This is a genomic window from Pseudomonas sp. WS 5410, from assembly GCF_012985645.1.
Classification (GTDB): domain Bacteria; phylum Pseudomonadota; class Gammaproteobacteria; order Pseudomonadales; family Pseudomonadaceae; genus Aquipseudomonas; species Aquipseudomonas shahriarae.
In genome coordinates, this window is the sequence record NZ_JAAQWS010000001.1 from 266,343 (window position 1) to 281,070 (window position 14,728).

Sequence of the window (14,728 nt, forward strand, 5' to 3'; positions counted from 1 at the left end):
ATGCTTTCCCCCTTACAGTGTCTGCCGTGGCTCAAGGTGCCGGAGCCGGTTCAGGTTCGTTGGTCACCCGCAGCAACCCCCAGAGCCCTGCGGTGTTGCCGTAGGCGGCGTAGTCACGGAACAGGTAATCACCCGGTACCGTATTGCTGCCCCCGGCGCTTGGGTGCATGAAGCTGAAATGTGCCGCTGGCAAAATGCTTTCGTGGGCGCCGATGTACATCGACATCGGGTTGTAGCCGAACCGCACCGAGCCCACTCCCGGCGAACTCATTGGGTAGCCACCCGGATCGCTTTTCTCCGACTGGAACGGGTTGACAGACCAGACGTGGCCATCGAGCTGGAAGGTCGAACCACGGCTGCCACCGGTGGGCATCAGGATGTGGGTGCGGAACGGTTGCCCCGGTTTTACATACAACACTGGTGTCTGTGGGTCGCCGCCAACCAACGCATTGCTGTAGGCCATGTGTGCGTTTGGCACGTCGCCGTAACCATGGCCATCGGCGTGGCCGAATGGCGCATCCGGTGCCAGGCCGAAGCGGTACCACATCGGTTCGGTTTTATAGTTGATGGCCATGCTCGAGTTGTCCTGCGGGTCGGTCGGTACTCCGGCCTCCGATGCAATCCCTTCTACTGGGCGACCATTGGCCCAGCGCATGTTCAGCGCCTTCTGCCAGACCATCGCAAAGTCGCGGTAGGTGGTTTGCCCCGCTGCGGTAACGGTTGCCGACACTTTGCGTTTGTCGTCAACCCAGGTCGCGCCGATCGGCAGGATGCTCATCGCCCCGCCCAGGCCTTTTTGCGGCTGCTTGATGACATCCGCCGGCGTAAAATTCAACCCGCCGAACTCCACCGCCGTGGCGTTGATGTTGTCGACGCTGCGGCCCAGTTGCGAGACCGGTTTGCCTTCGCGCTCCAGGTGTCCGGCGTAGTACTGATAGGACCGGGTAGGGTAAGCCCCGGTACTGCCGGCACGCGGTGGCACCGTCTGGATCGGGTTGGTGCCAACGTTGGTCCCATCGGATTTGGTGATGTCGTACGTCAGCAGCTGGGCATGCAGGCCGACATGGCTGGACGGCCGCATCAGGTTATTGCTGAAGGTGGTCGAGCCTTCGCCACCGTTGCGGTCACGCTTGACCATGCCCATTACCGAGGCTGTCTGGGTCAGGTCCGGCATCACCAGGGGCAACCGGTTCTCCAGGGTGATGTTGATACAGTCGCCAGCTGCTGCCCGCAGTACCAGCGGTTCCACAGGCACTCCGGGCTTGAGCTTGCCGGTGATCGGATCGAGGTCAGCCTTGCGCACATAGAGGATCGCTGTCGGGTCATGCAGCGGCCCGCTCTGCCCGCCGATGGTGAAGGTCGTCCCGTCCTCGGGGTCGTTCACCGTGACTTGCGCAATACTCACAGCCCGTGAGTTGTACACCAGGGTGCCGCCTGCCGGGCTCAAAGGCCCGCCGACGTGTTGCCCCAGCCCTGCCGGATCGGCCATGGACAGGTTCAGCGGGTTGCCGAGAATGTCGTTGGCCAGTGCCGCGACCACTTCGTAGTTACGCTGTGGGGTCGGCCGGGTGCCGATGCCATTGGGGTTGGCGCCGATTCGTGGGCAGGTGCCGTCGAACGCCACAGTGTTGCGCATGCCAGCCGGTTTCGGGTTGTTCGGCAGCGCAAACAGGTCGTTGCGCTGGGCGGTGTAGTTGCGCATCACCCCCCAGATTCCGCTCCAGTAGCCTTCCAGTGACGCGTCCATCGAGTACAGGTAGTCACCTGTAGATGCAGCCGAACTGGAGAGCATCGAGACCGGCGCAAGAAAGCCCATCTGCTCTGAGATCCCGATCATCTGCGACGAGCGCCAGCCGGAGTTGGAGCTGTTGCCGAAGCCGGAACCGCTTTGCAGCCACTTCACGCCGTGCAGGGTCACATTGTGCTCTTCCTCGTGGCCACCGGCATGCACCCGCAGCCGCACGTTGTCACCCGTGTAGGTACGCAGCATCGGGGTGAACGGGTCACCCGGTTCAGACCCGCCCCGATTGATGTGTGGCGGGAACAGCGTTGTGCCGCCGGTAGGACCTCTCGCGGCTGTAACCAGGTTCGGCGCCATGTTCATCGCCGCAATTGCACGATCGGTGCGGCTTTGCATGGCATACGCCAGATCGCCACCCAGACCATCAGCCTGCATGCCACGCTTACCATCCGGGCCTACCTTGTTGGGGTCGTACACACGCAGGGCAAGCGGTTCGTTGCGGTAATTGACCACGAACATGCCAGGGTCATCCACCGAGATGGCTTGCGGGCACGGCCTGCTTGGACAGCCGGGCGTCATTCCGCCACGCACTTCGACCACTTGTTCAAGCGGGGCCGCGGCTTCCTTGCGCATTGGAGGGTTGATCGCGTAGCGGAAGCTGTCTGCTGTGGCCGGGAAGGCTTGTGGGTCAGGAACTCCATTCGGGCCAGCACCGACATACACACCGGCTTCATAGGCATGCTGGAAGTCGCTGTACTCAAGGAAGAACTCACGGAAGCTGTCGTTCTTGCCGTCACCGTCCAGATCACCGGTGGACACCACCGCTTGCCACGACGTCGGCCCGCCGTCCTGCCGAGCGCCGCTATACAACGGCTCGCCGGTTTCGGCGTGGAACCAGGTCGAACCAGCCGGTTCCGCCAGCACCGTGGCGTACAAACCAATTTGCTGGTGAGTCGATGGGCCTAAGTGATCGTGGGTGAAAATGGTCCCCAGCCCACGGTCGACGCCTTTGGTATTCACGACCGGGTCCACAAACCAGCGCTGCATCGCCGTGCGGGCGCCCATCCAGTCGGCACGACCATATTGACCGAAGAACGGGTGCGCCTTGGCTTTTGGGCAAGCCGGCGTGCCATCACGCGGGTCAGTGCCTTCGCACTGGTTGAACTCGCGAATCGCGTGGACGCGTTCTTGCACGGCACCGGGGGAAAGCACGCCGTCTTCGTAGTTCCAACCGTTGGCCGAACCATCGGCAGCTGTCAGGTCCCATTTCGGCAGGTGAATGTGCTGGCCGATTACGTCAGTGGGCGTGCGCACCTGATAGTCGTCCATTTCATAGGTGGCCGGAATCAGGTTGGTTTGCTGGTATTGCACGCAGTCAAATGTATTCATGCGCATAACCAGAGGCTCTGGCGGGCGTTGTTTGGTGATCACCGGCCAGGCGTCCTCCCACAGGGCAAGGATGCGCGCTTGAGGGAAGTGATAGCCGACCTTGTTGTACACCGCGTCGAACTGGATATTGGCGGCTTTATAGATGCGCGGACGTTCTGCGGTAAAGGTCGAGGACCCCGTGACGGATAGGCCGTCGACCCGCTCGCCGCTGTTGAACTCACCGTTGCCGGCGCTGGCGGTCAGGCGTTTTTGCCGATCGTCCATGCACGGTTCGTAGTACGGCGCCCCCGCGATCGGCAGTGCCCCGTTGGTACGGAAGTTACGTGCTACCACTTGATTACCGGGTAGCACAGCGAAGCTTGGGTGGTCTTTTTTTGCGTGGAACGCCATCGCGGCCTGTTCGACTTCGGTGCCCTCCTCCGGCATGTAAATCGGTTTGGCCTGGGTTACTTCCTTGGAGAAATCCAGCGACGTGGTGATGGTGTGCGCCGTACCACCAGAAGAGAAACCGTCCAGGGTATGGCGTCCCAAACCGCCATCCCAGCCACCGGACTGAGCCGGGTCGAGATTGGCCCACAGCGCTTTGCCGCTGCCTTTCAGGGCTTGGGCTGTAGCGGCGTCAAGCATGTCCAGCGGTGGCGTTGTCGGACGCTGGCCGACTGAACTTTCCATGCCGCCGATCCAGAACGGGTAACCCGGGTTTTTCAGGCTGCCGTCGGTATTTCGGTTGGCTTCGCTGCGATCCACTAGCGCCAGGGAGCCGATGGCTTGGGTGCCGCTGTGATGCTGCTCATCATCCCCGGCCACAAGGGTTGCGCCGATTTTAGGCACCACTGCGACCTTGCCTGGCATCGGTGCCATGGCTTTGCCTGGTAATGGCACGACCGCTGGAATCGGCGTCCCGGCGATGATCTCGCCATCCGGCAGAGCCCGTGCGCCGGAAGCCGGTTTACCACTGCGCAAGGCATACGGCTCGCGGTGGAAGCCATCGGCGCCCTGCTGGGAAACCTCAAGTTGGGTGCCTTCCTCGAACACATCGTGGATCCGCCACATGCTCCACATACCCTGGGCAAAATGCGGGTAGAAGTGGCAGTGATAAATGGCATCGCCTGCTACGCGGTTGCGGTTGCCCGAACCACCGTTAGCGATTTCGTAGGTGTAACCAGCGCCCGGGCCAATGCCTTGGGCGTCCACGTAGTCGGAGTTATCGTCGTTGGGGTTGAACAGCCACTGGTGCCCGTGCAGGTGGAAAATGTGCTGCTCATGGCCGTTATGGGTATTGCGGAATTTAACGAAGTCGCCGATGTAGCTGTGATTGACGTTGGACGGCTCGGACGGATACAACGCCATGGTCGCCTTGACTCCGACCTGATCGGCGCGCGGCGTTTCACCGGGGCGAATATTTTCCAGGCCTACGTTGGCCGGTACATCCACTAGCATCGCCACATCGCCGACGACATGGGAGCTGAGGAAGAACTCTTCATAGGCGCAGGACAGGCAATCGTGCATTGGACCCACGCCCAAGCGGTTGGCGACCACCTCGGCGCCCATGCCGCCGGAGCCATAGTTGATCATGAATGAGTCGCGGGTCGGCTCCAGCACGTGGGCCATCACCGGGTCGGCCCAGTACGCCGGAAACGCTTGAGTGGCAGCGGTTTCATCCTGGAACTGCGAGGCGAAATCGCGGAACGGTTCCAGCCTGTTCGGTATGGCGGGGTTGCGTTTGCCGATGGCCTCCAGCGGATAGGTCGACGGCGGGAAGCTGCCGTCAGCATTGCTGCCCATCACAATCGCATCGCTCTCGCTGGAAATGATTTCATTGCCGTCGACCATGCTGATGATCGGCGTGCCGGCTTTGCCTTCGCGTATCCACGGTTCGCGCTGCGGGTAGCGGGTTTGATAGTCGACAATCGGTTGACCGGCCGGGGTTCGACCGCTGCTGGCCAGACGCATCTCTTCTTCAGTCACGGTATTGCGGTAACTGCGCCCGCCTTTTGGCACCACCACTACTTCGCCGAACAAACCGTTAGCCACGTTGCCTGCGTCGCCCTCACCGCCGAAGGTCGCTCCGCGGCTGCTGACGGCAAATGCACCTTCGCGCTCGGCGTACAACGTGTAGGAGCGCGTGGCGCCGGGCGCGATCAGGGTGTTGGCATTGCGTCCGCTGTAAGACGAAATGTCGTCGATACTGTTGACCGCCTGCATACCGTTAATCTGGAAGCCGACATAACGGTCGGAGACTTGCTCATCGACCTTGAAGTTGGCGGCGTTACCGATCTCTGCTGAGCCCTCAATCTCACCCACTCCGCCGCTTTCGTGGCTGGCGGGATTGGCCGAGTAGGCCAGCAGGTTTTGCAGGTTCACCGTCAGGCATTCACCTGCGGCAACGCGCAGCACCAGGGGCCGCGGACGCTTGTCTGGGCGCAGCGATACGTTGCCAGGCACCGCCGAACCTCCCTGGGCCAATGACCGCTCATGATCGTCGACCACATCGCGACGCAGGGCGAACATCATGCCGTTGGCGTTCTGCGCACCGAGGCGGTTGAACATCAGCGGCTGATCGAGTGCCACGACGTTGGCCACAAGGTTGCGTTCACAACGTACGGCCGCTTCGGCCAACTCAATGCCAAGCATCGATGCCACCAACAGCGACAACTGAAACAAGGACGGGAAGTGAAGTATGCCGGTCATGATTACTGGCCTCGCTGTAGGTATTCACAAGAACAATTCTCGATAAATCCTCTGGAGCAATACGCATGCCATAAATAATTTGTTTATATATCAGTAGTTTGGGTCGTTCTATTTGATAAGCCGGGGAAAATCCCCCACCCATCCCCCCCATTTCGTTCGCCCTGGGTTTCCCCACATTTGGGGCAGCCTGCCCCGCACGGTGGTTCACAGCGGCGCATCGATAGCCAGGCCTTGCAAACGTCGGTATTGGCGCAAAACGCTGGGCACGTAACGTTGGGTTTCGGCGAACGGCGGGATCACTCCACCACGGCTGAGCACCGCTTGCGGGCCGGCGTTATAGGCCGCTACGGCGAGGCTGATATCGTTATCGAACAAGGTCATCAGGCGCTTCAGATAGCGGGCGCCGCCCTGGATATTGGCCCTGGGGTCGTAGACGTCAGTCACCCCCAGCTCCCGGGCGGTGTCGGGCATCAGTTGCATCAGGCCACCGGCCCCCTTAGCCGACGTAGCCTCGGCGTTGTAGTGGGACTCGGTTTGAATCAACGCGTGCAGCAGCGCTTCCGGCAACTGATTGGCCGTGGCGGCCGCCGAAACCAGCTCGGCATAAGGCTGGCGGGCAATCATCTGGGGTTGCTGATCCATGCTCATCTGGGCGGATTCGGGCTCGTGAATCACCCGTTCATAGTGCCGTCCGGGGCGGTGTACATTTGACAGAACGTAACTGCCCTTGGCATCCATGGAAACGAAGACATCGGCCTGGGCGACGCCGGTCAGCAGCAGCGTGCCGAGCAGTCCTGCGGTGAGTGCTTTCATGTTTCGTACCTCCCCTGGCTGGCCCCGAAAAACGGGGCTTATGCCCCAATGGCCGGTAGTCAAGTGGCCATACGCAAGCACTGTGCCGTCGGCGCAAAGGGCCGTATTACAAGGGATGCAGCGGGCTCTTCGATCATGGGCGCGGCAATTGCATAGACCCTCATAGCGACCCTGCTGTCGACTGGATGAGGTCATCATGAATCAGCGTCCGTGTTCCGCCCCGCGCACTCAAAGCGGGTTCACCTTGCTCGAACTGTTGGTGGTGTTGGTGGTGCTGGGGTTGTTGGCCGGCATCGTCGCGCCGAAGTATTTCGCCCAGTTGGGCCGCTCGGAAGTGAAGGTCGCCAAGGCGCAAATCGAAGGTCTGGGCAAGGCGCTGGATCTGTATCGACTGGAGGTCGGCCACTACCCGTCTACCGAGCAGGGATTGCAGGCGCTGGTCACCGCACCAAGCGACGAAACCCGCTGGACCGGCCCTTATTTGCAGAAGAAGTTGCCCCAGGATCCCTGGGGCCGCAACTACGCCTACCGCTATCCCGGGGAAAACAGCGAATACGACCTGCTGTCGATGGGCAAGGACGGGCAACCCGGTGGCGACGGCGAAAACGCTGAAGTCACCAACTGGCAATGAGCGGAGCGATCCTAATGCGCTTTCATCTCAAAGCATTCGGCAAGGCCAGCGTGGTTTCGATGACCGTCGAGGCCCCCGGCCACAGCGAAGCCCGACGCATCGTCGAAGACCAGGGCCTGCGCGTGATCAGCCTGCAGGCAGAACGGCCCTGGAGAGCCTTGCGCCTGCGACAGCGCGAGACATTCAACCTGGTGTTGTTCAGCCAGGAACTGACGACCTTGCTCAACGCCGGATTGCCGTTGATCGATGCGCTGGAAAGCCTGGCGGAAAAAGAAACCGCCCCCCAGGCCCGCAAAACCCTGAACGAACTGGTGCGCCTGCTCTATGAGGGCAAGTCGTTCTCCCAAGCGTTGGGCCAATTGTCGGAGGTGTTTGCACCGCTCTACGTGGCGCTGGTGCAATCGAGTGAAAAGACCGGCGGCGTGGGCGAGGCCTTGGGGCGCTACGTCAGCTATCGCCAGCGCATGGATGAAGTGCGACAAAAGATCGTCAGCGCCTCGATCTACCCAATGCTGTTACTGATTGTCGGCAGTGGCGTGGTGCTGTTCTTGATGGGATACGTGGTGCCGCGCTTCAGCCTGGTGTTCGAAGGCCTCGGGTCGAACCTGCCATGGCTATCACAGATCCTGATGAGCAGCGGCATGTTTCTGCACGCTCATCAGCTTGAGTTTTTCGGCGTATTGGCGGCGACCATCACCGCCCTCGCCGCCTTGCAGCGCCAACCTGCCTTTCGCCGGGGCGTGGATCGGGTAATCGAAAAACTCCCGGCGGTGCATCAACGGATCTTTATGTATGAACTGGCGCGTTTCTATCGCTCCCTGGGGATTTTGCTGCAAGGTGGCATCCCCCTCGTCACGGCCATGGGGATGGTTCGGGGCCTGCTCACCGTCGCGTCGCGTACACGCCTGGACCAAGCCTGTGAACGGGTGCGCGAGGGACAATCGTTGTCGGTCGCGCTGGAGCTCAATCATCTGGTGACGCCCGTCTCCCTGCGGCTGCTGCGCGCTGGCGAACAGTCCGGCAACCTCGGGCAAATGATGGAGCGCAGCGCCGACTTCTACGACGAAGAAATCAGCCGCTGGATCGAGTGGTTTGTGCGACTGTTCGAACCGCTGCTGATGACCTTCATCGGCCTGCTGATCGGGGTCATCGTAATCCTGATGTACATCCCGATTTTCGAACTAGCCTCAAGCATTCATTGAATCGCCCCTGGCTTCGTAGACAAAAGGAATGACCGCTCTTGGCCGTTTTCAGTCGGTCGTTACCGGCAGAAATCGGCCAAGAGCGGACCACTAGAAGTGCCTACGAAACTCGGGTCGATTCAGTTTGTTCAGCCACACCTTGGGCCAGAAGGATGGTTTGTTGCCATAGCGCGACGAAAGCCTGCGAAACTTCCGCCGGCAATGTTGGTAAACGGCTCTCGCCGCTCAAGCGTTCGGCCAAACGTGGCCACCAAATATCCAGCAGTCCACCGACTCGCGCCGGGCCACCTCGCCCCAACCCTGAGCCTGCAATTTTCCCTTTTAAGAATCGCCTGAGAGAATCCCTGACGCCCACCTCCTACCATGGACCCCGAAGCCACTCCAACACACCCAGGAAAGCTACGGGCCCTCATGTCACCTCTCAACCACTTGCCATTCTGCCGCTCCCTGCTCTGGATCAGTGCGCTGATTGCAGCGTTGCTGGCCCTGGCGCCCTGTGCGCAGGCGACGGTCAAGATTGAAGGCACGCGCCTGATCTACTTTGGCCAATATAAAGAAGCCAGCATCAATATCGTCAATCAGTCCTCCAGCGAACTGGCGGTGCAAAGCTGGGTCACCCGCGAGGACGATGATGCAACTTCGCCGGTGCCCTTTGCCGTGGTTCAGCCGCTGGTTCGCCTGGATGCTCAACAGCATCACCTGCTGCGCATTCTGTACGCCGGCGCAGGCTTGCCCAGCGATGTGGAGTCGATGTTCTTGCTTAACGTCATGGAAATCCCGCTGAAGCCGGAAGCCGCCGACAGCGTGCAATTTGCCGTGCGCCAGCGCCTCAAGCTGTTCTATCGCCCGGCCGGGCTGGCAGGCAGTTCGTCAGAGGCCGTGCCGCAACTGGTATGGAGCCGGACCGATGGGCAAACCCTGACCGTCACCAATCCCAGTGCGTTTCATCTGTCCCTGGTGGATGTGCAAGTCGACAAAGGCGGCCAGGTTCAAATGCTGGATGACTACCTATTGCTCAAGCCCGGTGAACGCAAAGTCTTCAGCACCCAGGCCCCCATCAGCGTCGGGAGCCAAATCAACTTTACCGAAATCACCGATATCGGCTTGCAGGCCCGCCATCGCGCGGTTCTCAAGTGATGGAGCGCGGGGAATACCGACCTATGTCACCTCTTAAATACCTACTCGTGGCCACCCTGCTTGCCTGCGCTGCCCTCCCCGCTACCAGCTATGCGCTGGCCTGCCGGGTGGACGGTAGCGGCTCGGTCGCCGACACCGCACCGCTGGGTACCGCATTGGCGGTGGCGGCCGATGCGCCGGATGGCACGATTATCTGGGAGTCGGGCCCGCGCTCGGTCAACGTGATTTGCAAGGATGACTTTGAGCACGGCCGCGAAGAAGTGTTTTTTTACCTGAACCCGGCAAGCGTCAGTATCGGCAAGGGCATTCGCGCCGGGATCCGCTATAACTCAGTGCCCATCACCCAAAGCAGTGGCAAGTACGGTACTGGGTTCTACTCAGACCGCGGTTGCAACCTGTCAAATTGCGTCGGTTGGGACAAGGCCCGGTTCACCCTCAACTTCAGCGTGTTTATCGAGAAGTTTGGTAGCACGCCGCAAAACGGCCAGGCCAGCACCCTGTCGCAATACCGGGTCTTTCAACTGGACGGGATTACGGGGCTCAACAGCCGGCCCAACAGCAACCTCAACTACATTGTCACCGGCGTGAACGACATCCGCTTTGTGCCCTGCACGCCAGACCTGACGATTACCCCCAGTGTCGTCAACTTTCCCAAACCCTCGCGCCTGGCAAAGGTCGGTGAAGTGGCGAGCACCGCTACCTTCAATCTGAGCCTGCGCAAAGCCTGTGACACTCCGTACACGGTGAGCGCTCGCTTCGCCACGACACCGGGCGGCGGGAGCGTGATCAATGGTTTGTTGGTGCCCGCTAATAACAGCTCCGTGGGCATCGCGTTATCCTGGGACTACACCCATCAAAACCTGCCATTCAATGAATGGTTCCCCTTGGCCAAAATGAATGGTGCCAACCAGACCTTCCGCCAAGACTTCAGGGCTAATTTGAAGTGGCGCGCCCTGCCTCAGCCTGGTGCGTTCGATGCCGCGGTGGTTGTCGATATGTTCTACAAGTAAGCCCATGGGCGCTTTTAAGGATCGTCTTATGCCCAGGCGGCGGATGGCTCATTAAAATCCGCCGATGCGATTTAAAAGTTATCTGCTCCAGATCAATCCCGTCCTGTCCCGACCCGAAGCAGCCAGAAGGCTGCTTCGTCTTTTCGCCATCGTGTTATTGATTGGCATCTTTAGCGGTGTCTACACGTTTCTGCTGTCCACGTTCAACAATGACATCTCTCAGCGGCGCGGCTACATGAGCAGCGCGATTGCCGAAGCCCATACGTTTTTCACCACCCGCGAAGCCTTGCTCGAAAGCCTGAGCCTGTCGGCGGTGCGCAAATCCATGCAGGCCAAAGCGCAAGCGTATCCGGCTTCCAGCGAAGAGCAGCGCCTGCAGTTGGGCAGTACACCGGGCAACCAGTGGAGCATCTGGCTGACCTCACGCATGCGCAACTACCTGAAGGTCAAACAGGTCAACCTGCTTTACGTGACCGCCGGCCCCAACCCGCAATTAACCCGACTCTACGATTCAACGGCGCAGGTATTACCGTTCTCCCAATGCATGCTCAATCGCCTCAGGACGCTGAAGAAACGCAACCCAGTGGATCCAGGCGAACTCTGGCTGAGTGACCAGAGCGAAGGGCATTCACATTTGTATCTATTCATTCTGCTGGATGAGCGTGACCCCAATTCCGGCTGGCTGGGCCTGGAAATGGAAAGCCACGAAGTGTCCATGACCCTCAATGACCAGAGTGCGGGCGAGTTCATGATGCTCAATTCCAAGGGCATGCTGGTCTTTACCAATAGCCACGAACCCCAGCTGAACCAGTCATTGCTCGAGCCCCAGGGTGCGAACTTTTTCGGTTTTGTCGGCAGTGGCCTGGTGCCGGATCATCTGGTCATTCGCAAGCAACTCAAGTCGTCGGACTGGCAACTGATGTACTCGATCAACCTGCGGGATGTGGTCCGCGGATTGTGGCGCGAACTGCTCGGTTCGCTGGTGTTTTGCCTGTTCAGTGTGACGCTGATCTGGCTGGTGATGCGCCGGGTCAACCAGCGCTTCATCATCCCCTCGATCAACGGGATTCAGGCATTGATTGAAAGCGAGGCCTTCAGTCGCGATGTGATCCAGACCGCGCCGGTCGCCTTGTGCGTGCTGCGTCGCACCGACGGCCAGGTTGTGCTGGAAAACACCCTGGCCCAGCATTGGCTGGGTAACGGCCTGGAGCGCGAAACGCTGTGCACCGGCTGGATCCGCCAGGCGTTCGATAGCGCTCCGTCCGGGCATTGCGACTACTTCGAGACCCTCGACGGCCGCCACCTTTACCTCAGCAGCGCGCCTACCCGCTATAGAGGCGAGGACGTGCTGTTTTGCGCCTTCAGTGATATCAGTGCGCGCAAGCAAGTTGAAGCCGCCCTGGAAGAGGCCCGGCAGTCGGCCGACGCAGCGAATGCCGCGAAAACCCTGTTTCTGGCGACCATGAGCCATGAAATACGCACGCCGCTGTATGGCGTACTGGGCACCCTGGAGCTGTTGGCCCGCACCCAGCTCGACAACCAGCAAAAAGACTATCTGCATGCAATAGAAGGCTCTTCGGCCACCTTGTTGCAACTGATCTGCGACGTACTCGACGTGTCGAAGATCGAGGCCGGGCAACTGGCTCTGGAACTGAGTGAGTTCTCGCCGCTGGACCTGGTCAATGAAATCATCCAGGGCTATGCCGCCGCTGCCATGGGCAAGGGCTTGCAGCTCTACGCCTGCTTTGACCCCAAGTTGCCCGAGCGGTTGATCGGGGATGTCACGCGCATTCGCCAGATCCTCAATAACCTGCTGAACAACGCCGTGAAGTTCACCGACTACGGGCGCGTGGTGCTAAGGGTCAAGTTGCTGGACCGCGACGACGAGCGCTCCAGCGTTCTGTGGCAAGTGTCCGACACCGGCAAAGGGATTGCCCAGGAAGACCAGGCGATGATTTTCGAACCTTTCTACCAAACCGAAGGCAACACCAACGTGGTGGCCGGGACCGGGCTCGGCTTGCCGATTTGCCAGCGCCTGACGCAATTGATGAACGGGCATATCCGTATGGTCAGCGAACTGGGCCTGGGCAGCAGTTTCAGCCTGACCCTGCCTCTGGAAGAGGCGCCCTGTACGCCCATGAGTAGCCTGTTGGCAGAGACGATCTATGTGGTTTCGCCGATCCCCGAACTCGCTCAATCCATCGGCGGCTGGTTGCGCCGTTGGGGCGCCCGCGCACAGATCGGCCAGCCGACCCACCCCGAGGGCCAGTTACTGTTGGAACTGCATCCAGGCAGTTTCGAACAGCCACTGGTGCCCGCCTGGCCGGGGCCGGTAATCCTGGTGAGCAGCAACAGCAGCAATGGCCAGCAGAGCGAGACCGGCGCGTGGCATGCCAACCTCAATCAGTTGAGCGCGATTCACCAGGCTGTCAGCCAGGCGCAAGGGTTGTGGGTGGCCAGGGTCGACGAGCAGGCGCACAAGCGTGAACTGCGCAAGCTCAACCTGCATGTGCTGGTGGCCGAGGACAACGTTATCAATCAATTGATTTTGCGCGATCAGCTTGAGGAACTTGGCTGCACCGTGGAGCTGGCCTGCGATGGTCATGAAGCGCTGCTGCTGTGCAAGGCCTCACACTTCGATGTGGTACTGACGGATGTGAATATGCCCAGAGTCAACGGCTATGAATTAGCCAGGGAGTTACGCAGCCAAGGTTGCTCGCTGCCCATCATCGGGGCTACCGCCAACGCCATGCGCGGCGAGGCCGACTTGTGCCTGGCCGCAGGTATGAACTATTGCCTGGTCAAACCCTTTGCGTTGCGGGCCCTCTTTAATTACCTGGAGCCTTACGCACGGATCCCCCATGAAGCGCTATAGTATTTTGATCGTCGAGGACCATCCTCTGCAGCACTTGTACCTGCAGAACCTGCTCAATGAATTGGGAGACTTCATGCTTGAAGCCGCCCAGGATGGGAACGAGGCACTGGAGCGTTTGCGCCAGCGGGATTTCGACCTGGTGCTGACTGATCTGCTGATGCCGGGCATGGATGGCGTGCAGTTTATCCAGAGCCTGGCAACCCTGCGCTGCAAGCCCGCCCTGGCCATTATGAGTGCCGCGTCGCGGCGCATGTTGATGGCGGCCAGCCTGGTGGCGAAAAACCTTGATGTGAAAGTCATCGGTCTGATCTCAAAACCCGTCGCCGCCGACGCGCTGCGCAGCCTGGTCGGCCAACTCAATCACAATGATCGCAGCCCTGACCTGTCGCTCCCCGCCGCAGCGGAAATTGGTCGGCATACGCTGCTCCAGGCCATGGGTAACGGACAAATCCAGGCGTGGTTCCAACCCAAGAAATCCTTGGCCAACGGCCGTATCGTCGCCGCTGAAGCACTGGTGCGCTGGATGCACCCCGAGCAAGGGCTAATGTTGCCCGCGGCGTTTTTGCCGGCAATCAAGACCTTCGAACTGGAGGAGCGTTTGTTGTGGCTGGTGCTCAAGCAGGCCATTCATGCGCAGGAGCGATGGCGTCAGCGTGGATACGATGTTCCAGTGTCGATCAACCTGCCGACCCACCTGCTCAATAGCCATGACTTGGCAGACCGCCTGCTGGATTTTGTCCTGGATAACCAGGGTATTCCGGGGATGATCTGCTTCGAACTGATGGAGTGCTCGGTGCCCCAGGACATCAGTAACTTCTATGCCGGAGCTTGCCGCCTGCGTATCAAGGGGTTTGGCTTGTCCCAGGACGATTTCGGCAAAGGCTACAGCTCATACCTGAACCTGGTCTCGACCCCTTTTACCGAGCTCAAGATCGACCAGGCGCTGGTACAAGGCTGCCACGATAACGAAGGCATGACGTCGGCCCTGGCCAGTATCATCGCACTGGGCCGTAAACTGGGGCTGACCGTGGTTGCCGAAGGCGTCGAAACGCCCCAGCAGCTGGCCCTGCTGCGCAAAATTGATTGCACTCAAGTTCAGGGTTTCCTGATCTCTCAGGCAGTCTCCTCGGAACAATTTCAGCAACTGTTGAACAATGATGGCCCCGCGACATCTCATTAGCCTGCGGCCCGAATTTGTCTAACCTCTATCAGGAGTAAGCTCCATTCAGTGCCGATTTC

General features: G+C 60.1%; 8 protein-coding genes and 1 pseudogene. 6 read left to right on the top strand and 3 right to left on the bottom strand.

Going from position 1 to position 14,728, the window contains the following annotated elements:
• Window positions 1–31: 31 nt before the first annotated feature.
• Entirely contained in the window at window positions 32–5,821 is a 5,790-nt protein-coding gene (gene mnxG, locus HBO24_RS01140; RefSeq protein ID WP_170059151.1) for a manganese-oxidizing multicopper oxidase MnxG, read from the bottom strand.
• Window positions 5,822–6,025: 204 nt separating this feature from the next.
• The gene (locus HBO24_RS01145) at window positions 6,026–6,634 is read right to left on the bottom strand and encodes a lytic transglycosylase domain-containing protein (protein ID WP_170059152.1); all 609 of its coding nucleotides are present in this window, start codon (window positions 6,632–6,634) and stop codon (window positions 6,026–6,028) included.
• Window positions 6,635–6,830: 196 nt separating this feature from the next.
• On the opposite strand from HBO24_RS01145, the gene gspG reads away from it, so the two are divergent.
• Complete coding sequence (gene gspG / locus HBO24_RS01150) at window positions 6,831–7,265, top strand: type II secretion system major pseudopilin GspG (RefSeq protein WP_057436533.1); 435 nt, start codon at window positions 6,831–6,833, stop codon at window positions 7,263–7,265.
• A 14-nt stretch (window positions 7,266–7,279) separates the two neighbouring features.
• Complete coding sequence (locus tag HBO24_RS01155; RefSeq protein WP_057436535.1) at window positions 7,280–8,467, top strand: type II secretion system F family protein; 1,188 nt, start codon at window positions 7,280–7,282, stop codon at window positions 8,465–8,467.
• A 124-nt stretch (window positions 8,468–8,591) separates the two neighbouring features.
• Here HBO24_RS01155 and HBO24_RS01160 read toward each other — a convergent pair.
• Window positions 8,592–8,765, bottom strand: a pseudogene (locus HBO24_RS01160) (plasmid replication region); the annotation flags it as partial.
• A gap of 113 nt (window positions 8,766–8,878) precedes the next feature.
• Between HBO24_RS01160 and HBO24_RS01165 the strand changes: the two are divergent.
• From HBO24_RS01165 to HBO24_RS01180, 4 genes are all read left to right on the top strand, one after another.
• Complete coding sequence (locus HBO24_RS01165) at window positions 8,879–9,604, top strand: molecular chaperone (RefSeq protein WP_057436537.1); 726 nt, start codon at window positions 8,879–8,881, stop codon at window positions 9,602–9,604.
• Between the two features lie 23 nt (window positions 9,605–9,627).
• On the top strand, window positions 9,628–10,614 hold the full coding sequence (locus HBO24_RS01170) for a hypothetical protein (protein WP_170059153.1): 987 nt from the start codon (window positions 9,628–9,630) through the stop codon (window positions 10,612–10,614).
• A 64-nt stretch (window positions 10,615–10,678) separates the two neighbouring features.
• The gene (locus HBO24_RS01175) at window positions 10,679–13,489 is read left to right on the top strand and encodes an ATP-binding protein (protein WP_170059154.1); all 2,811 of its coding nucleotides are present in this window, start codon (window positions 10,679–10,681) and stop codon (window positions 13,487–13,489) included.
• Window positions 13,476–14,669, top strand: a complete 1,194-nt coding sequence (locus HBO24_RS01180) for an EAL domain-containing protein (RefSeq protein ID WP_170059155.1) — start codon at window positions 13,476–13,478, stop codon at window positions 14,667–14,669. Before HBO24_RS01175 ends, HBO24_RS01180 begins: the two co-directional genes overlap by 14 nt.
• Window positions 14,670–14,728: the final 59 nt, after the last annotated feature.